Here is an 18287-nt window from a genome sequence, read left to right as displayed (position 1 = left end):
AGTCTTCATTCTACTTTTTCTAAATAAGAAACATAAATATTTCGGCAATTCTCAATATCCTCAAAATCTAGTGTTTTTCCTGGTTGCTTCTTATTTAAGCGAAAACGAACTCTATCATTTTTTTTGTAAGTAATCTCTGATTTAAAAAAGAATAACCAATGACTTTCATCTCCCATTAAATTGTCTAGACCTAAATACTCTGGTGCAATCACTTTCGGTAACCCAAAACATTCATGTGTCTCTTTTCGCTTTCCTTTTACCTCACGTTCTTCAATTAATATTGTTTCAAAAATTCCAGATTTATCTGGAAAAAGGTATTCTTCCTTTTGAATCAGTTCCTCGAGCTTTTCATAAGCTGGTCTAATATAATCTTCTTTGTGATAATCTACTAAGGAAGGAATAGACACCCCAGCTTTATCACATAATTTATTAATCAAGTAAAATAACTTCATCTCATCAAAATTTTTTTTCAATAACAAAGCTAACCTATCTGAATTTATAGCTCCCGTAATATCATTAGGTGAAAAATTAGGTAATGCAATGGGGTAATGATCTTCCGACATCATCCATGAAGCTCCCATTTCATTTAAACACGGGACACTATGATAATAGTTTTCGGATAAAAAGTAGAGTACTATTGGATGCCCTTCCAACTCTCTTTTCAAACGGTCAAAAATCAATTCACCATTATCAACACCTGTATCGGGACTAGAACTGTAAAAAATATCTTCTTCACGAAAACCAAATTTTTTTAACAAATGTACAAATACATCCGCATAATCTTTATCTTTACAACAATGACTGACAAATACTTTTCTCCCCATTTTTATCCCTCCAAGTAATAGTTTCACCCACATAATACCAAATATATTATAAATAGTCATTTATTTTTAAAATTAAACAATACTATTTTATATAAAAGTATAATAAATATTGAGCGATTTCTAGGGTGACTATTTTTTTGATTTAGCATGATCACTTTATTATGTGCTTTTCAGAATGGTACGGAAAAAAATTTTTGTTATTTTTCCTTATATATAAGAGAGAGGGTTTTAGGTGTTATTTAATCGAGGAATGTAAGATTTTTTATTGCGAACAGCTGTTTATTTCGGTATACTTATAGCCATAGGATAGAAATAATTAACAAGGGAAATAGTAATCATTCACTTAACACGAAATGAGTGAATTAGATGCACTTTCTCCTAACGATAAAACTAAATAATTGGCACTTCCTGATCTGGCTACCAACCAAACTAGTGAAGTTTTGATTGAACAGTGCAACCTGCTTAAGCAAATCGCCAATAGTGTAAGTCATATTCTTGTTTTTACTTTCTTTTGTCTACCAGAAGACCGCAAATCTTCTCCTTCCAAGTACAAACGCGTAAAAATAACTGTTTTTTGACGTACCTATTGTCAACGATTGCAGGTGTAACTGTAGTCGTTTTTTTGTTGCTATCCTATAGACTTTGAGAAAAAGAATAAAAAAATAGGCACTTCATTTACTGGTACCACCCAGTAAATGAAGCCCGGAATAGACATCACAACCTATCTATCCAAGTTGCCTGATTACTAGTACCGTAGCACTAGCTTCTTTATTGTACCTAATTTTTGTAAGAATTTCTAGACAGTTTTTGAAATTTCTTCACATTGGGCTAAGAAACACGCTATAGTCTGTTAGTCATCCCAACGATAGAGACGGCAATCTCTATCGTTTTTTCTTTTTCTCAATTGTTGATTGTTGCGTAAATAAACAATAAAAAGGAGAACTTACTTATGAAAAATTCTGCACTTTGTATTAAAGCTGTTCCTTATCAGGAAATTATCGATCTTAGAGATACGGTTGAACGCTTGCAATCATGGCAAGAACCGTTGAAGGTTTTGGAGAAGTATTTTACAAATCCAAATACGCCGATTAATAAGAAACAGGTGGTTAAACAATATTATGCTTGTTCAAAACTTTTCCAAACATTTAATTCAGAATTTGAAAAGCTCAACTCAACTGCAGAAAAACAACTATCGAAAATTCAAGAAATAAGTACAAAATAATTACTTATACAATAAAAGGGGCTCTATAAATCAGCCCCTAATAACAATTATTTATTTTCTAAAAGGTAATTATCATACTCTTCCACAACAATTGAATATTTCTCAAATTCATCTGGTAAGACAGTTTTTGCATCTTCATATTTCATATTTGCTTTAATCATTGGATATAAACGTTCCTTTAAAAATAGTTCTTTTTCTTTATTTTCAAAAGGATGAATTATTTTTCCAAAAGGAAACACCCCATTTTTTATATCTGATGGTTTCTCAATAACTTGAAAATCAACGTCAATACTATTAAAAGCTTTTTTCCCATACTCTATTTTTTGAACTTCACTTAAGCGCAGATGATCTACAGAAAAATAGTTTGCATTTGTTTGCTTCGATTCACGCACCAGATACAACCTATCTCCTTCAGTTTCTTCATACACAATAGCCCAGTCTGGGTTATAGTTTCCAGCGGGGGTCGGCACTTTGAACCACGAAGGCAGTTTGACGAAAAATTTAAAATTTTCTTCATTGGTTGAAAAGTCATCAATTAATTTTAACTCTGTATCAGAATCTAATTGAACATATTCATATAGTGTATTATTGTTAAGCTTTGATGAAAGATATTTATTATTTTTATAAACCTCTATTTTATCTCTAAACAAGGAAAGCTGATATTCTTCTCCAGTTGCTTCATATTGAATACCATCTTTCAAAAGTTTAGGTAACTCTTCTATAATTATTTGAGATAGCTTTTCAACAAATGAATCTGGCTGTCGGAAAATTTGATCTGTGATATTTGCTTCTTTGATTATGGCTACAATATTTCTTTTTGTTACTCCAGTATAATCCGCAATCCGTTTAATAACATTAGGTATTCTTTGAACTTTAATTTCTTCACCAATTTGACTATCTATGACTTTTCGATTTCGATCAGCATCCTCATAGCTAGTCATCATTGTACGTCTAATGACATATTTAAGCGGGTCAATCTTAAATCCATCTTTATTGATCCTTGCTACAATAGATTGAATAATTTGTTTATCTTCAATCTCAATAGAATATTTTGTTTTTTTATTAATTTTTCCCCATAATTTTTTAAACTCTGGATGTTCCAACGCTTCAGTTCGAAGATTTACTGTTTTTTTATCACGCGCATTTGAAACTGGGGCTGTGATTGTTCTCAGTCCAGTATCATCTTGAATTTCTTCTTGCAACCCTTTAGCAAAAATTTCATAAGATGTATTTGCTGCCACCGTGAGAACATTGATATCTTCTTGTTGAATCCGTTCTCCTCGTTGATTAACAGGTAATCGTAATCCACGACCAATTTCTTGTCTTTTTCTTGTTTCACTTATCGTCTCATTTAAAGTACAAATTTGAAAAATGTTAGGATTATCCCAACCTTCTCTTAATGCTGAATGAGAAAAAATAAAACGAACTGGATTATCAAAAGATAGTAATTTTTCTTTATTTTTCATGATTAAATCATATGTTTCTTCATCTACTTTGGTTGTTCCTTTAGTATCTTTCAATCCTTTTTTATCTTGAGAGAAATAGGCACTCATTACATCAGAAACATCCGCTGCATTTTTTAGATTATCAATTGCAAATTCTTTATAGTCTGGTTTTGAGGCAAGTTCTGTGTACGCCTCTTCAAACCATTTTCTAATTTTTCCTTTTCCATTATCATCGTCTGGATCTCTGAAATTAACTACTTTATCAATGAAAAACAATGAGAGTACTTTAATGCCTTCTTGGTTTAAAGCTTTTTCTTTTATTAAATGAGTTTTGATAGTCTCGTATATTTGAATTTTCATTATATCGTCTTTATTTTGAGTTACAGCATGCTCCTCTAAAACTACATCGTTATCAAAAGTTACGGTTCGTTCATTCAAATGAATAGCTTTTACTTTGTATCCTTGATATTCTGGCATTTCGTTACTTTGTTCAAATAAATCAAAATTATTTTTGACTTTCTTTGTAACAAGTTTTATCCCTGTTTTATTGTTCTGATAAAATTTCAATTTCGTATAGATATCTCCACGATTGTCATTTCCTATCTCTACTACTTCGACATAGGATTGAATATCTTTGATGTCATTTCCATACACAGAAAGAACTTCAATTTTTTTTACATACTTGTCTCTATATGCATCAATCGGTGTGTAACGATAAATTGGATGGACTAACTCTTTATGGGTTGCTGAATATCTCAACGTAAATAATGGATGAAACTCTTTTAATTTTGCTTGAGTTGCTTCTCCACCCATTTTCTGTGGTTCATCTAAAATAACAATTGGATTTAGTTCTTGAATTAAGTGAATCGGTTTTTCAACTTCTAAGTCGTAATTCACTTTATTTAAAACATTGTTATCACTATTGAAACTTTGCATTGTCATCAGAAGAATTTCAATCATATTGGAGCGGTAATATGTCTGCAAATTATTAATATTCTTACTATCGTAATTAGACATAATGACAGATTGTTTACACTCTTCTTCAAGAGCATGTTGTAATCGATCAAATTCGCTTTTAACCCCTTCTTTGATTGCAACTGAGGGGACAACGATAATATATTTTTTCCAACCATATGTTTTGGCTAATTCTACAATTGTTTTTAGGTAAACAAATGTTTTACCCGTTCCAGTCTCCATTTCGACTGAATAATCTAATTCTTCAAGCTCCTCAGATACTTTGATAGGTGCATCGCTTCTATCGTTCCATTTTTGGACGTCATTCAAATTTTTTAATAGTTGATTATCGTCAATAAACAATTGATTCCCATAATTATTTATTACAGTACTAGAGTAGGAAATATCTAATTTTTGATTCGTTGTAGGCTGACCTTCAAAGAGTTTTACAGCACTTTGAATGGCTCTTTCTTGATAGCTTCTTGTTGTAAATTTAAATTCCATCTGTCCCACCTACACTGTTTCTAATTTTTCTTTTAACGTACCTTGCAAATTAATCTTTTGACTTTGATCTAGGGCGTTGTCATATATAATAACTTTTGAATACTCTTGATAATTTTTTATTAACCATTGATATATTTCATCAGATAATTGATCATGGAGATAAACAATGGTTTTGCTGTTATTCCCTATAACATAGACATGAGGAATAACCATTTCAACTGATTAATCTAATAAATATTCTTTTAGTAGCAACAACACTTCGTATACAGCCGATTCTTCATCATGAATTGAAGCAGAAAGTAATTCCATCTGCGTGGAGATACTCTCTTTATCTACTTCCTCATTCCATTGCGGAAAGTTTGTATCTGTTAGTTCAAAAACTTTAAAACCAACATCTAGTTCCGTAGTCAATAACGGATTCTCAGAAATAATTTTCTCCCCAGCTCGCCGAATTCGTTCCTGCCCTATTTCAGCAATTGTTCTGTACCCTTCTTTATATGCTTCTTGTTTCTCATTGATTGCTTCTGGCAACTGGACCATGATAAACTTTCGATTGCCACCATCTTCATAATTTTGTTGTAACACTGCATGAGCGGTAGTTGCAGAACCTGAGAAAAAATCCATAATAATGGAATCTTTTCTTCCCCCCATATTCAATAGAAGCTTGATTAATTCTAAAGCTTTTGGAGATTGAAAGAATTTTTCTTTAGTTTTAAATAATTCATTAAATACTAACTGACCTTTCTCAGTAAAAAATTCTTTATCCGTCAGAAGAGATTTAACTTGCTTTTTCGTTCTATCTCCTTCAACATCAGAATATGACTTTCTGTATATTTTCCATTGATTACTAACTTTCTTAGCCACAACTAAATCTTGCTCTTTTTTTAATTTATCTTTCCCCCATGTCCAACATCCCTCAAACCCATCATTCCAGATAGGATATATTTCTTGCCAGTCCTCTTGTTTATCCAAGGAGACTTTTCCTTCATCACTAACAAAAATTGGATAAAATAAATTTGGTCGATTGAATTTGCCGAATTCACGATGTGTATTTCTAAGTTCTAACGTTCTGAAAAATCCTTTTTTATCTTTTTCTGTATAATCTTTTTTAACTTCTTCATCAGTTTTATAGACCGATATCTCACCGCTAGATAGTTCATTTTTCGTATATATTAGTATATACTCACTAGAAGTTGCTAAGTATTTATCTTGTGATCTGCCTTTTGGATTATTCATAAATGTTATTTGACCAATAAAATTCCCAAATATTTCATCACACATTTTTTTCAAATTTGCTTGCTCATTATCATCAATACTAATAAAAATCACACCATCATCAGTTAAAAAATCTCTAGCCAGAAGCAGCCTAGAATACATCATGTTCAACCAATTGGTATGCTTTCTTCCAACTGTTTCTGATTCAGTAGAAATTTTATTTCCTTCATCGTCAATCAAACCAATCATTCTTTTGTATTCTTCAAATGGTTGTTCAAAATTATCTGGGTAAATAAAATCATTTCCAGTATTGTATGGAGGATCAATATAAATCATTTTCACCTTATTAGCATACGTATCTCGCTATACTTTTAAAACATTTAAATTATCACCTTCGATATAAATGTTCTTAGTTTCATCAAATTGTTTACTTTTTTCTTTGTTAGGCTTTAATGTTAGAGTGGTTGGTAAGTATGCTCCTCTTTTGGCTTGTTGCTTGCCATGCCAAGTAAAAGAATAATTAAACTCATCCTCTGTTGTATAACCAGCAAGTAGCGATTCTAATTCTTTGATATTTAGTTTTCCATCTTGAAAAGCTTCTGGAATAATTTTTTTTAATCGGTTTATTTTTTCATCGTAAAGTTTATTCTTTTGATTTGCTCTATCCATTATTCTCCAACTTTCTAAAATTCTCATCCTACATAGTATAACAAAAGTTAAATTTTTATGCATGATACTCCATTTTATTTATCTATTTCAATACCAAACTTAAATCCTACAACATTTTTTCATCCAAGAAACTACTTCTTCTTGCGAAAATTCATTTATAGCGATTCCCACACTCATATCTTCTAATTCACTATCCTTAACCTCTAAAATCAATCCATTTCGCTTCAAAAACACCAACAATGCTAAAACAGCCGTACACTTATTCCCATTATGAAAACAATGTTTCTTTATTAACTTTTTATATAAAATATAAGCTTTGTCAAAAATTGTCGGATACAATTCTTTCCCAAATACTTCTTGCTTTGGTTGAGCAACAACCATTTCCAAAGCGTCCATTTCTCTAACCCCGATAACTTCACGCGGACTGTAACACTTTATCAACGCATAATTCATTGCAATTATTTCTTCTATCGTCAAATATTTCATTATTTCTCAACCAAATTTTTAAACGCTTGATCATGTTTATTCATAAAAAAGTCGATATCATCATAAAATTGATTAGGAACATTATCTGATTTGATCGCTAACGGTTTTTCAAGGGATACTTGCCCATCACGAATAATAAAATCTAGTGTATCACCTTCATTTAGAGATAATGCTTGAATAACTTCTTTTGGTAACGATGCAATATATGAACTCCCTTGTTTTCTTGTTTTTCTTGATTTTTTTATTGTTTTCGACATTTTTAGTCCCTCCTTGATTTTATTCATTATAACACAAAAAGAGTGTTTTTTTTAATAAACACTCTTTTCGAAAATAATTACATTTCATTGCATAATTTTTTTTATCGAAGGCATAGTCTTTAGAACCCTATCTACTTCGTAAATGGCTTGATCATTAGTAAAATGAAACTTCCCCGTCGTTGCACAAATAATCAACTTTGTACTAGTTGACAGTCCGCCATATCGTGATCTATTTGAGCTAACCTATGCTTTTATATTGATAATTTGTCCTTTCTTACATAGTATAGAAAATTTGCGGGAAATCTATATAAAATAAACAACGACGTATCCAATTGTTTAATTACCTATTAAAGTAAAAAAGACAGAATATTCAAAAAAACTATTGACATTAAAATCTTTTTTGTAATATTATTCTTATATAAAATAAGAAAGGATGTTTTACTCGTGAAAAAATTTATTTTATCGTTTGTTGTTGTTGCTTTCATTGGCCTTACTTTTAGTCCCATGTCAGTGAATGCTGAAGAAGTTGGTGGTTGGTCAGAAGAAAATGGGAACTATTTAAATCCCAATGTCATCCTGCCTCGTGCGGCTGTTAATCACAGAGGTAAAAGAGAATCTAACGTCATATCTGGAAATACTGCGTACAGAGCTCATGGCTGGACAACCTGGAAAGGCGTTTATCATTATACGACTGCTAGAATGGAAAAACACCGTAGTGGAACTGTTCTAACTACTTCAAATCGTAAATACGGCTGGAATGGAACTGAAGCCGCTTCTCCTTGGTACAGAATATCATATGGTGAAGATACAGCTGCTGCAAGAACTTACTATGGAAGATAACTTTTTCATCACTATAATTTAGACAACACAAAAGAGCTATTGATGTTAGTATAGTTATTTTCCCTAGCACAATAGCTTTTATTCTAATTAATTATTAACTAGCACGAGTGAGGTGGCAAATGAAAAAGCAAAGATTCTTAGTCTCAAGTTTATTCATCCTTTGTATTTATTTATTGCTTATATTTGTCAGTGAATACCAGAGACAACAGGATAAATTATTTTTTGAGAGCAATGATTTGTATTCAACAGATCATCTATTCGTAAAAGAGACATTCCAAACAATAGTTAAAGATAAATTCAAAACCTCATCTGATCTTAGCGTGTTTATTCCCCTAGAAAGTAAAAATAACGATAAAGTACGAGGATATTTTTCAAAAAATTGCTCTGATGCTCATTTTCCAATAAAAAACGGCTCTTTTTTTTCAAAACCTAATTCTAAGGAAGCTTTGGTAGGAAAAGATGTTGTTACTATTTCAGAGAATGCTTGCACCTATTATGAGTATAACAACCAAAAATATAACGTTATTGGGTACTTAGGAATTACGAATCCTAGTTTTTTAGATGATTCTGTATTGATTAATGATTCCTCTCTTTTCAATACGCCCACAAATTACTTAGCGATTGATGGGAAAAAAATCAATACTAATTACCAAGATAGATTCGGTAAAAACAATTCTTATCAAAATAATATGGGCTTAGATAGAAAAGTTAATAGTGATTATTTTTCTCCTCTTATTTACTCACTGACACTAGTTATAGCCATTATGTGCACTGTTTTGATTGCGTATCTTATTTTTACTGATTTAAAAAAGGAAAACTATATCAAGTATATCCTGGGTACATCTACATTCATAAAATATAAATCGAATCTGTTTTATTTACTGTCTACTTGCATCTTTCCTGTATTTTCTTGTTTACTGATTTTACCTTTCTTTAAAATCATTTCCATTCATTATTTCTTTACTTTCAACCTTTTTTTGATTCAACTTTTACTAATGTGTTTTAGCTTCACCTGCTTCTTTATTAAAGAAGAAAGGAGCAATTTACATGGAGTTATTCTATAATCTTAAAAAAAACGGTTTTCTTATTTTATTAAAAAGCACGATTCTTGTTGTCTTTTTCGTTCTCATCTATCTATTTTTGTTGTTTGCTGTAAACATGAACGTAGAGCTAAACAGTACTCTTAACAAAGCTTCCAATAAAGAATTATTTACATTAACAGATACGCTAACAGAACCTGATGCTTTTTATAACTTCAGACAATCAAAAGAATTGTTGACTACTGTGAAATCATTCTATGAAAAGTTAAATACAAATGAAAACATACATTTTATCTCCTCCTTTGATCAGCCTCTACAAATAGAGGACTTTAAAGGAAAAATAGAATTCAATGAAGCTTACGGAACTGATATGGACGTCATTGGTAATTATATTGATCCAATGACTAAAAAAAAGTTTTTTGACGCCAAATGCTTTCAAGTCAGTAAAAATTTTTTTGATTACTATAAGCTTGAAACGGAAAATAATGCTTTATTTCCTTGGGATGACATAAATATAGAGAATCATACATTACCGATATTGTTAGGTTCAAATTACAAAAAGAGTTACAGTGTAGGTGAAACCATTAAAGGCAGTTTTTATTTGAATCCCTTTAATTTTAAAATAATCGGTTTCTTAAAAAAAAATACCTCGGTGTTTTACAAAAATGACCTGAACAAATACTTGGATGACTATATTATTGTTCCTTATCCTGAAAAGCTAAGTAATGTATCCAATGAGAATCAGGAATTTGTTGGAATGCTGTATTTTGCTATGTTGAATGGCGATGTTATTGTAGAGCAAAATAAGGGCTTAGACTACCTAAGCAAACAGCTCTCTAGTACCGCAAAAGAGACAAAATTTTATGACTACACGCTGCTAGGTGTTCCTACATTCACTCTGCAATACAATAGAATGTATGAGTTAATCAATTATAATAAAACATTATTGATTTCAATATTTCTATGTATCACTATTTGTCTTTTGGCAATCGTTTATTTTCTAACCTATAGGATATATCTGCACAGACGAAGCAGATACTATCTATCCTATTCTAACGGTGATTCGATTGAACAATTAAATACTTTAATGATTACTGATTTATCAGCTGGAAATGCTTTACTACTGATTATCTTCGTTCTCTTTTACTTACTGTTTCCTATTCAAAATAACTTATTTCTGCTTAATATACTCTTAGGTATCATCCTATTTTCAGTGTTGGACATCGCTTTAATGAAACGTTTCCTAAATAAAGATATACACTCTAGCTTTAATGATTTCTATTGATAGGAGTTGGTTTACTTGATTCATTTACATGATATTCAAAAGAAAATACCGAAAACAGATACAATGCTTTTTGACAATTTGAGCTTCGCTTTAAACACTCATCAATCCGTTGCTATTCAAGGAAGAAGTGGTTCTGGAAAAACAACTTTATTAAAAATACTCGCAGGCTTTGACACTCGATATGATGGAATTTATGAATTCAATGGCAAAACGGTCAGCAAAGATACGAAAAAAAATATAAAGTTTAGAAAAGAGAATATTGGCATTATCACGCAAAACTACAATTTACTGGATGATAGAACTGTTCAAGCCAATATTCAACTTGGGTTAAAAGAAAAGTCTAAGAATCAAAAAGAGGAAATTGAAGACATTTTATGCTTGGTAGGACTTTCAGGGTACGGCGCTAAAAAAATAGCAGAAATCTCTGGCGGAGAAGCTCAAAGAGTTGTTATAGCAAGAGCTCTTATCAAAAAACCTAAAATTTTATTAGCGGACGAACCTACAGGAGCATTGGATGACAAAACTGAGTTGGATATATTGAATTTATTTAAAGAAATTCAACGTTTTGGAACAAGACTGATTATGGTCACTCACAGTGATGCGGTAGCCAACGTTTGTGATAGAAAATATGTACTGGAAAATAAAAAACTAAGAACTATTTAATAAGCAACTTTTAAATTAAAGCCATTGAGCTTAGGAAGAAAGGTATTTTTCTAAGCTCAATGGCTTTACTAATTTCCTCTTCATCTCTCATTCTAATGAGCATGATTTATTCGGTAGTTTGACAATTTCACAAAAAAACAGATGAACTAAAACGAATAAATTGTTTTAGCTCATCTACTTTTTTATATACATCTAATCAAAACTTGTCTGTCCTTTTGACTCAATAAACTTATTTCCCAGTAACCGAATCCCAAAGCCCACTAAAGAATCCTTTAATATTCTCCCAAAGTCCTTTAGATTTTTCCTGAATTTGTTCTTTCGTTTTAGACAAATCAAGTTGATTCACAAAGTCTTGAAAAATATTTTTATCTTTCATATCACTCATCAAAGTGGTTAGTTCTTTCACCTGATCTGTTGACATGACATCTTTGATCCCTTGCCTTTGCAACGCACTTTCAACAGTTTGTTGAATGTCTGCTTGAGTTAGATTTTTACCATCAGCAGTTTTTGCAGCGAGTTCTTTTTTCGCTTGTTCTTGGGCTGCATTCAACGCTTTATCGGAATAACCATCCTTATCTTTATTTTCTTCCGTAATTTTAGATAGCACATCCATTTCATCTTGTGCTACACCGACACGATCACGATTGATGATTCCACCAGATTCTTCGACGATTTTATAAACACCCGCTAACGCTCCTGAACCATCAATCGGCACTGCTGAAGCAACAGTAAGCTTAGCATCTGAAATTCCAGCTGTTAGTGCTGCGTTTTGATATTGGGCTTCAGTGATTTTCGTAATATTTTTAGGTGTAGCAATATCTACAGAAATCCCTGAACCTTTTTTCTGTGTCTCCATTCGAACAGAACTATAAACAGCCCAATCCGCTGTAAAACCGCCATCAGGAATAAAGCTCATCAAATCTTTCCCAGTTGTCGTATATTGCGGTGTTTCACCTTTGATACCTAATTCTTTTAACGTATAGTCTTTTTGCTCTTGAGTCAAAGCGTTACCTAAAGCGACTGCATTGATCTGCAATGCTTGTTCAGAGCTTTGAGTGGTTTCTGTATTACTAGAACTTACTGATGTACTTTCTAACGTACTACTTTGTGTCGTCGCAAATGCTGTTTTTCCATTGTATAAACCTGTAGAAATCAAAAGAACTGTCATTGCTACAGCGAGTTTTTTTTGTTTATGTTTCATGAGAACCTCCTAAATAGTTACTTTTTACTACTATACAACAATCCTTTTAGTTATTCCTTAAGTACGCTCAGCTTTAAGAAAATTTTATTGAATGTTACTATTTACAAAAAAACGTTCACTAATCAGAATAAATTCTGACTAGTGAACGTTTTTACTTATTATATTATTTCGTATAATCTTTAACAAAGTCAATAACTTCTTCCATTGTATCGCAGTCATTCAACGCACGATCCGCAAGTTCAGCCATTTTCTTAGTATCTAGACGTTTCATCAAGCTACGAGTTTGAAGAATAGATGTCGCACTCATTGAGAACTCATCTAAGCCCATTCCCACCAATAATGGTACAGCCATTTGATCGCCACCCATTTCTCCACACATACCAGTCCATTTACCTTCAGCATGTGAAGCATCAATAACGTTTTTGATCAAACGTAAGATTGATGGGTTGTAGGGTTGGTATAGATAAGAAACGCGTTCATTCATACGGTCTGCTGCCATTGTGTATTGAATCAAATCATTTGTTCCAATACTGAAGAAATCAACTTCTTTGGCGAATTTATCTGCAATTACAGCTGCTGCAGGAATTTCGATCATGATACCGACTTGAATCGTATCAGAAACTTTTGTTCCTTCAGAAACTAATTTAGCTTTTTCTTCTTCAAAGATTTTCTTCGCTGCTCTGAATTCTTTTAACGTCGCAACCATTGGGAACATGATGCGTAAGTTACCGTGAACAGAAGCACGCAGTAATGCACGCATTTGTGTACGGAACATTTCGTCGCCACGTTCAGATAAGCTGATACGTAAAGCTCGGTAACCTAAGAATGGGTTCATTTCATGCGGTAATTGAAGATAAGGTAATTCTTTATCCCCACCGATATCCATTGTACGAACCACGACAGGTTTGCCGTTCATGCCTTCAAGTACTGCAGTGTAAGCTGTATATTGTTCATCTTCTGTTGGGAAATCTGGAGAATCCATATAAAGGAATTCTGTACGATATAAACCAACAGCTTCAGCACCATTGTTGTGTACGCCTTCTAAATCTTTAGGTGTGCCAATGTTTGCAGCTAACTCGATATGTTTACCATCAGCAGTAACTGTTTCAGCATTTTTTAGTTTTTCCCATTCAACTTTAAGGTCAGCATACGCTTTTCCTTTTGCTTCAAAATCAGATTTTTCAGCGTCAGTTGGGTGGATGATAACATCGCCATCAATTCCATTGACCGCTAAGATGTCGCCTTCTTTCACTTTAGCAGTGATTTCTTTTGTTCCTACGATTGCAGGAATTTCAAGAGAGCGAGCCATGATAGCAGAATGTGATGTACGTCCGCCAATATCCGTTACGAATGCTTTCACATACGTACGGTCTAATTGAGCAGTATCACTTGGTGTCAAGTCATGGGCAACCACAACTACTTCTTCGTTAATCATAGAAGGATTTGGAAGAGTAACACCTAATAAATGAGCTAAAATACGTTTCGCAACGTCACGAATATCTGCAGCACGTTCTTGCATGTAAGCATTATCATCCATAGCTTCGAACATACCGATATACATATCTGTTACTTCTTTTAACGCCGATTCAGCATTTACTTTGTTGTCTTGAATGTTTTGTTTGATTTGACCGATCATTTCAGGATCAGATAAAACCATTAAATGAGCATCAAATACTTGAGCTTCTTCTTCACCAAGGCTTTGCGCTGCTTTTTCTCTGATTGCTTGCAACTCAGTCGTAGATTTTGCTAAAGCACCATCTAAACGGCTTTCTTCAGCAGATGTATCTTCTACAGATTTTTTGTCGAAAGATAAATCAGGTTGAACTAACAGGTAAGCTTTAGCGATAGCAACACCATCACTTGCGGCAATTCCCTTTAGCATTTCAGACATTATTCTGACAATCCTTCTTTTTGCATTGTGTCTACGATTGCTGCTAATGCATCAGCTTCGTCAACACCGTCAACTGAGATTGTTACGTCTGAACCTTGGCCAACACCTAAAGACATAACGCCCATGATTGATTTAAGGTTAACAGATTTACCTTTGTATTCTAAGTTAATATCTGAGTTAAATTTACTTGCAGTTTGTACTAATAATGTAGCTGGACGAGCGTGAATCCCTGTTTCTGCTACGATGTGAAATTCTTTCTTTTCCATATAAATCGGTCTCCTTCGTAAGTAAAATAATTTTTTATGTTAGGGTTTTCCTTTCTTGATACGTTTCAAGCGAAACTAGAATCTGGATAATACCCTTTCAATTTTTAAGATTACCATTTTTTGTGAGTAGTTACAACACTTTTCACCTTTTTTTATCAATTGAAATGATCAATTATTTTTCTTCCTTCATATAACGATATATAATTCGTCCATTTAATCCGGCTTCTCCGACAATTGACATTCTGTCTGGCAAATTTTTCCAAACTTCTCTAAAGGCTGTAAAATCTTTTGGTTCTATGACAAGTTCAGAAATAGTCCCTTCCTTTAAGGCATTGATTTGTTCTTCAAATGGATTTTCATTCATCGATTGATCACAGCTTTCACTTTTATTTATAGACTGAAGATATTGTATGACAAAAATAGATAATTGTCTAAATTATTCTCATTGTCCACATAAATAAAAGTGGATATTTTTATAAAAATATAATAATTTTCATTATAGACAAAAAATCATTCTAATCAATATGATTTTTTCACTTTAATTATTGATCGACCTAGAGTTCAATTGCTTGATTCTTGCTAAAAAGATGCTATAATATTGTCAAAGGTCAAAAATGGTCAGCAGACTATTTGATCTTACTCAAAGGACTTTGATATAAAATTAGTCTTATTTTGAAAGGACGTGTTTTATCCTATGATTTGTCAAAACTGTCAACAAAATCCAGCAACGATCCACTTATACGCAAATGTTAATGGTCAAAGAAAGCAATTAGACTATTGCCAAAGTTGCTATCAAAAATTAAAAGCACAAGCAAACGATAATCAACCAACAATGTCTCAACAAGATCCATTTGGTTTTGGAAGTTTAGATGATTTATACCGCTCATTGTCTCGTCAAATGCAGGAACAACAAGGGAATCCGAATGGTCAAACTCCCCCTACTCAATTTGGTGATGGCAATGGTTTTAATGGTGGACAACCACCTAGAGGAGGTGCTGGTCAATCCGATGGTTTATTAGGAGAGTATGGTATCAACATTACTCAGGCAGCTAGAAACGGCGATGTCGATCCAGTTGTCGGACGTGATGAAGAAATCAAACGGGTGATTGAAATCTTGAATCGCCGAACGAAAAATAATCCTGTCTTGATCGGTGAACCTGGTGTTGGTAAAACAGCCGTTGTCGAAGGGTTAGCACAAAAAATCGTAGATGGCGATGTACCGCAAAAATTATTGGATAAAGAAGTCATCCGTTTAGACGTGGTTTCATTAGTCCAAGGTACTGGTATTCGAGGTCAATTTGAAGAACGTATGCAAAAATTGATCGATGAAATCAAACAAGCAGAAAATGTTATCTTATTCATTGATGAAGTCCATGAAATCGTTGGCGCTGGTGCTGCTGGTGACGGTAACATGGATGCTGGCAATATTTTAAAACCAGCGCTCGCTCGTGGTGAGCTGCAAATGGTTGGTGCTACAACGTTGAATGAGTACCGCATCATTGAAAAAGACGCTGCGTTAGAACGCCGGATGCAACCGGTTCGTGTCGATGAGCCAACGGTAGATGAGACGATTGCAATTCTTAAAGGTCTACAAAAACGTTATGAAGATTATCACCATGTAAAATACACTGATGAAGCAATCAAAGCTGCAGCAACCTTATCAAATCGTTACATTCAAGACCGTTTCTTACCTGATAAAGCAATTGATTTATTAGATGAATCTGGTTCTAAAATGAACTTGACCATCCAAATCGTTGATCCGAAAACGATTGAAAAGAAACTCGCAGATGCTGAACAACAAAAACAACAAGCTTCTGCAGAAGAAGATTTTGAAAAAGCAGCCTATTACCGTGATCAAATTAACAAATTACAAACAATGAAAGAAAAACAAATCAGCGATGAAGAAACGCCTGTGATCGACGAAAAAAATATTGAAGCGATCGTAGAACAAAAAACAGGCATTCCTGTGGGTGATTTAAAAGAAAAAGAACAAACACAATTGAAAAACCTAGCTGTCGATTTGAAATCTCATGTTGTAGGACAAGATGATGCCGTTGATAGAGTATCCAAAGCAATTCGCCGTAATCGCGTAGGTTTAGGCAAACAAAATCGCCCAATCGGCTCCTTCTTATTCGTTGGACCAACGGGTGTTGGTAAAACAGAATTGGCTAAACAATTAGCTTATGAATTGTTTGGTTCAGAAGATTCAATGATTCGTTTTGATATGAGTGAATATATGGAAAAACACAGTGTGTCTAAACTGATCGGTTCACCTCCTGGTTATGTTGGTTATGATGAGGCAGGGCAATTAACCGAAAAAGTTCGTCGTAATCCTTACAGCTTGATTCTCTTGGATGAAATCGAAAAAGCACATCCTGATGTCTTGCATATGTTCTTACAAATCCTTGACGATGGTCGCCTAACAGATGCACAAGGTAGAACAGTTAGCTTCAAAGATACGATCATTATCATGACAAGTAATGCTGGAACTGGTAATGTAGAAGCAAATGTCGGCTTTGGTGCTGCGCGTGCGGGACTTACGAAATCTGTTTTAGGTCAATTAAATAATTTCTTCACACCTGAATTCTTGAACCGTTTCGATGGAATCATTGAATTCAAAGCGTTGAGCAAAGAAAACTTAATGAACATCGTTAGCTTGATGCTAGATGACGTCAATAGTTTACTTGCCCATCAAAAAATTCATATTGATGTAACAACGGATGTCAAAGAAAAATTAGTTGATTTAGGCTATGATCCTGCAATGGGCGCTCGCCCATTACGTCGGACGATCCAAGAACAAATCGAAGATGGTATTGCGGAGTATTTCTTAGATCATCCAGAAGAACATCAATTGATCGCTAAACTAGACGACGATGGAAAAATTATTGTTACGGGAGAAATCACTGTAGATCCCAGTGGTACCAGTGAAACAGCTCCAGAAGAGGAATAAAAAGTGAAGTCAATCAGGCAAACTGATTGACTTTTTGGTGTTTTTCAAGACTAATTTCTTTTTATTTCAGTCAAAAAAATTTATAATTAAGATGCATAGAATTTATATCAACTTTTAAAGAAGACTATTCCAGCTTTTTGAGTCTGTGAATACTCTGTTTTTTATTATTAACGTACAAATAATGAATTAAACCGAGGTGAAAAAAATGAAATTAGTCAATGTAACTAACAGCTACAAACAATTGGTCAATAAACAACTAGAAAATACCGATGCATACTTTGTGAAAGTCTATTCAGCGGGTAACACGACCGTCGTTTATTCAGAAGCTGCTCAACACGCTGAAATATTGGTTGTTAATAAAAAACGCGCTGTTCGCAAAACTGAGATCAATGAGATTCTAACCTATTTCTTGAAACGGATTCCTAAAGAAAAATATGACCGTGATCAAATTTCAATCATCGAATTAAAAGACGTTATTGAAATTTCGATTCCGATGACTTCTAGTCTTGTTGAAAATTAGCCACATACAGTTAAAAAGCCAGCTTATCACTTACATGATAAACTGGCTTTTTTTT

General features: G+C 33.2%; 17 protein-coding genes. 7 read left to right on the top strand and 10 right to left on the bottom strand.

Annotated elements, in window-relative coordinates; all coding sequences use genetic code 11:
• Positions 1–5: 5 nt before the first annotated feature.
• Positions 6–851, bottom strand: coding sequence for a toll/interleukin-1 receptor domain-containing protein (locus IGL98_RS05285; RefSeq protein WP_339099611.1), 846 nt, complete (start codon positions 849–851; stop codon positions 6–8).
• A gap of 922 nt (positions 852–1773) precedes the next feature.
• Between IGL98_RS05285 and IGL98_RS05280 the strand changes: the two genes are divergently transcribed.
• Entirely contained in the window at positions 1774–2046 is a 273-nt protein-coding gene (locus IGL98_RS05280) for a hypothetical protein (RefSeq protein ID WP_206843647.1), read from the top strand.
• 47 nt (positions 2047–2093) lie between these two features.
• Here the strand turns inward: IGL98_RS05280 and IGL98_RS05275 are convergent, their stop codons facing one another.
• From IGL98_RS05275 to IGL98_RS05255, 5 genes are all read right to left on the bottom strand, one after another.
• A complete protein-coding gene (locus IGL98_RS05275) occupies positions 2094–4949 on the bottom strand; it encodes a DEAD/DEAH box helicase family protein (RefSeq protein ID WP_206843649.1) in 2856 nt (951 codons plus the stop codon).
• A gap of 222 nt (positions 4950–5171) precedes the next feature.
• Positions 5172–6500 carry a site-specific DNA-methyltransferase gene (locus IGL98_RS05270; RefSeq protein ID WP_206911435.1) on the bottom strand — a complete coding sequence of 443 codons (1329 nt, stop codon included), beginning with the start codon at positions 6498–6500 and terminating at the stop codon, positions 5172–5174.
• A 27-nt stretch (positions 6501–6527) separates the two neighbouring features.
• Positions 6528–6833: a hypothetical protein gene (locus tag IGL98_RS05265; RefSeq protein ID WP_206911434.1), complete on the bottom strand. Its 306-nt coding sequence runs from the start codon at positions 6831–6833 to the stop codon at positions 6528–6530.
• Positions 6834–6932: 99 nt separating this feature from the next.
• A complete protein-coding gene (locus IGL98_RS05260; RefSeq protein ID WP_206843653.1) occupies positions 6933–7319 on the bottom strand; it encodes a type II toxin-antitoxin system death-on-curing family toxin in 387 nt (128 codons plus the stop codon).
• Positions 7319–7576 (bottom strand): AbrB/MazE/SpoVT family DNA-binding domain-containing protein, encoded by a 258-nt coding sequence (locus tag IGL98_RS05255; protein ID WP_206843655.1) that lies wholly within the window; start codon positions 7574–7576, stop codon positions 7319–7321. The genes IGL98_RS05260 and IGL98_RS05255 overlap by 1 nt, the downstream gene beginning before the upstream one ends.
• 444 nt (positions 7577–8020) lie before the next feature.
• On the opposite strand from IGL98_RS05255, the gene IGL98_RS05250 reads away from it, so the two are divergent.
• From IGL98_RS05250 to IGL98_RS05235, 4 genes are all read left to right on the top strand, one after another.
• On the top strand, positions 8021–8416 hold the full coding sequence (locus tag IGL98_RS05250; RefSeq protein ID WP_339099612.1) for a hypothetical protein: 396 nt from the start codon (positions 8021–8023) through the stop codon (positions 8414–8416).
• Between the two features lie 119 nt (positions 8417–8535).
• Positions 8536–9480 (top strand): hypothetical protein, encoded by a 945-nt coding sequence (locus tag IGL98_RS05245; protein ID WP_206911432.1) that lies wholly within the window; start codon positions 8536–8538, stop codon positions 9478–9480.
• A complete protein-coding gene (locus IGL98_RS05240) occupies positions 9464–10741 on the top strand; it encodes a hypothetical protein (RefSeq protein WP_206843661.1) in 1278 nt (425 codons plus the stop codon). The genes IGL98_RS05245 and IGL98_RS05240 overlap by 17 nt, the downstream gene beginning before the upstream one ends.
• 15 nt (positions 10742–10756) lie before the next feature.
• The gene (locus IGL98_RS05235; RefSeq protein WP_206911431.1) at positions 10757–11404 is read left to right on the top strand and encodes an ABC transporter ATP-binding protein; all 648 of its coding nucleotides are present in this window, start codon (positions 10757–10759) and stop codon (positions 11402–11404) included.
• A 229-nt stretch (positions 11405–11633) separates the two neighbouring features.
• Here the strand turns inward: IGL98_RS05235 and IGL98_RS05230 are convergent, their stop codons facing one another.
• From IGL98_RS05230 to IGL98_RS05215, 4 genes are all read right to left on the bottom strand, one after another.
• Complete coding sequence (locus IGL98_RS05230; protein ID WP_206843663.1) at positions 11634–12605, bottom strand: DUF1002 domain-containing protein; 972 nt, start codon at positions 12603–12605, stop codon at positions 11634–11636.
• Between the two features lie 163 nt (positions 12606–12768).
• Complete coding sequence (gene ptsP / locus IGL98_RS05225; protein ID WP_206911430.1) at positions 12769–14496, bottom strand: phosphoenolpyruvate--protein phosphotransferase; 1728 nt, start codon at positions 14494–14496, stop codon at positions 12769–12771.
• Positions 14496–14762, bottom strand: coding sequence for a phosphocarrier protein HPr (locus IGL98_RS05220; protein WP_010760596.1), 267 nt, complete (start codon positions 14760–14762; stop codon positions 14496–14498). The genes ptsP and IGL98_RS05220 overlap by 1 nt, the downstream gene beginning before the upstream one ends.
• Positions 14763–14934: 172 nt before the next feature.
• Positions 14935–15126 carry a hypothetical protein gene (locus tag IGL98_RS05215; protein ID WP_206911429.1) on the bottom strand — a complete coding sequence of 64 codons (192 nt, stop codon included), beginning with the start codon at positions 15124–15126 and terminating at the stop codon, positions 14935–14937.
• Between the two features lie 330 nt (positions 15127–15456).
• On the opposite strand from IGL98_RS05215, the gene IGL98_RS05210 reads away from it, so the two are divergent.
• Both IGL98_RS05210 and IGL98_RS05205 read left to right on the top strand, forming a co-directional pair.
• Positions 15457–17712: an ATP-dependent Clp protease ATP-binding subunit gene (locus IGL98_RS05210; protein ID WP_206843666.1), complete on the top strand. Its 2256-nt coding sequence runs from the start codon at positions 15457–15459 to the stop codon at positions 17710–17712.
• A gap of 205 nt (positions 17713–17917) precedes the next feature.
• Positions 17918–18232 carry a DUF1827 family protein gene (locus tag IGL98_RS05205; RefSeq protein WP_206843667.1) on the top strand — a complete coding sequence of 105 codons (315 nt, stop codon included), beginning with the start codon at positions 17918–17920 and terminating at the stop codon, positions 18230–18232.
• Positions 18233–18287 lie beyond the last annotated feature (55 nt).

It is taken from the genome of Enterococcus sp. DIV0840, assembly GCF_050527835.1.
Taxonomy (GTDB): Bacteria; Bacillota; Bacilli; order Lactobacillales; family Enterococcaceae; genus Enterococcus_L; species Enterococcus_L ureasiticus.
The sequence above is the reverse complement of the archived record's forward strand: the minus strand, read 5'-3'. Positions and strand labels throughout refer to the sequence as shown.

Coding starts and splice junctions, on each gene's coding strand:
- IGL98_RS05280 (WP_206843647.1), top strand. CDS start 1,774: ATGAAAAATTCTGCACTTTGTATTAAAGCTGTTCCTTATCAGGAAATT.
- IGL98_RS05275 (WP_206843649.1), bottom strand. CDS start 4,949: ATGGAATTTAAATTTACAACAAGAAGCTATCAAGAAAGAGCCATTCAA.
- IGL98_RS05270 (WP_206911435.1), bottom strand. CDS start 6,500: ATGATTTATATTGATCCTCCATACAATACTGGAAATGATTTTATTTAC.
- IGL98_RS05265 (WP_206911434.1), bottom strand. CDS start 6,833: ATGGATAGAGCAAATCAAAAGAATAAACTTTACGATGAAAAAATAAAC.
- IGL98_RS05260 (WP_206843653.1), bottom strand. CDS start 7,319: ATGAAATATTTGACGATAGAAGAAATAATTGCAATGAATTATGCGTTG.
- IGL98_RS05255 (WP_206843655.1), bottom strand. CDS start 7,576: ATGTCGAAAACAATAAAAAAATCAAGAAAAACAAGAAAACAAGGGAGT.
- IGL98_RS05245 (WP_206911432.1), top strand. CDS start 8,536: ATGAAAAAGCAAAGATTCTTAGTCTCAAGTTTATTCATCCTTTGTATT.
- IGL98_RS05240 (WP_206843661.1), top strand. CDS start 9,464: ATGGAGTTATTCTATAATCTTAAAAAAAACGGTTTTCTTATTTTATTA.
- IGL98_RS05230 (WP_206843663.1), bottom strand. CDS start 12,605: ATGAAACATAAACAAAAAAAACTCGCTGTAGCAATGACAGTTCTTTTG.
- ptsP (WP_206911430.1), bottom strand. CDS start 14,496: ATGTCTGAAATGCTAAAGGGAATTGCCGCAAGTGATGGTGTTGCTATC.
- IGL98_RS05220 (WP_010760596.1), bottom strand. CDS start 14,762: ATGGAAAAGAAAGAATTTCACATCGTAGCAGAAACAGGGATTCACGCT.
- IGL98_RS05215 (WP_206911429.1), bottom strand. CDS start 15,126: ATGAATGAAAATCCATTTGAAGAACAAATCAATGCCTTAAAGGAAGGG.
- IGL98_RS05210 (WP_206843666.1), top strand. CDS start 15,457: ATGATTTGTCAAAACTGTCAACAAAATCCAGCAACGATCCACTTATAC.
- IGL98_RS05205 (WP_206843667.1), top strand. CDS start 17,918: ATGAAATTAGTCAATGTAACTAACAGCTACAAACAATTGGTCAATAAA.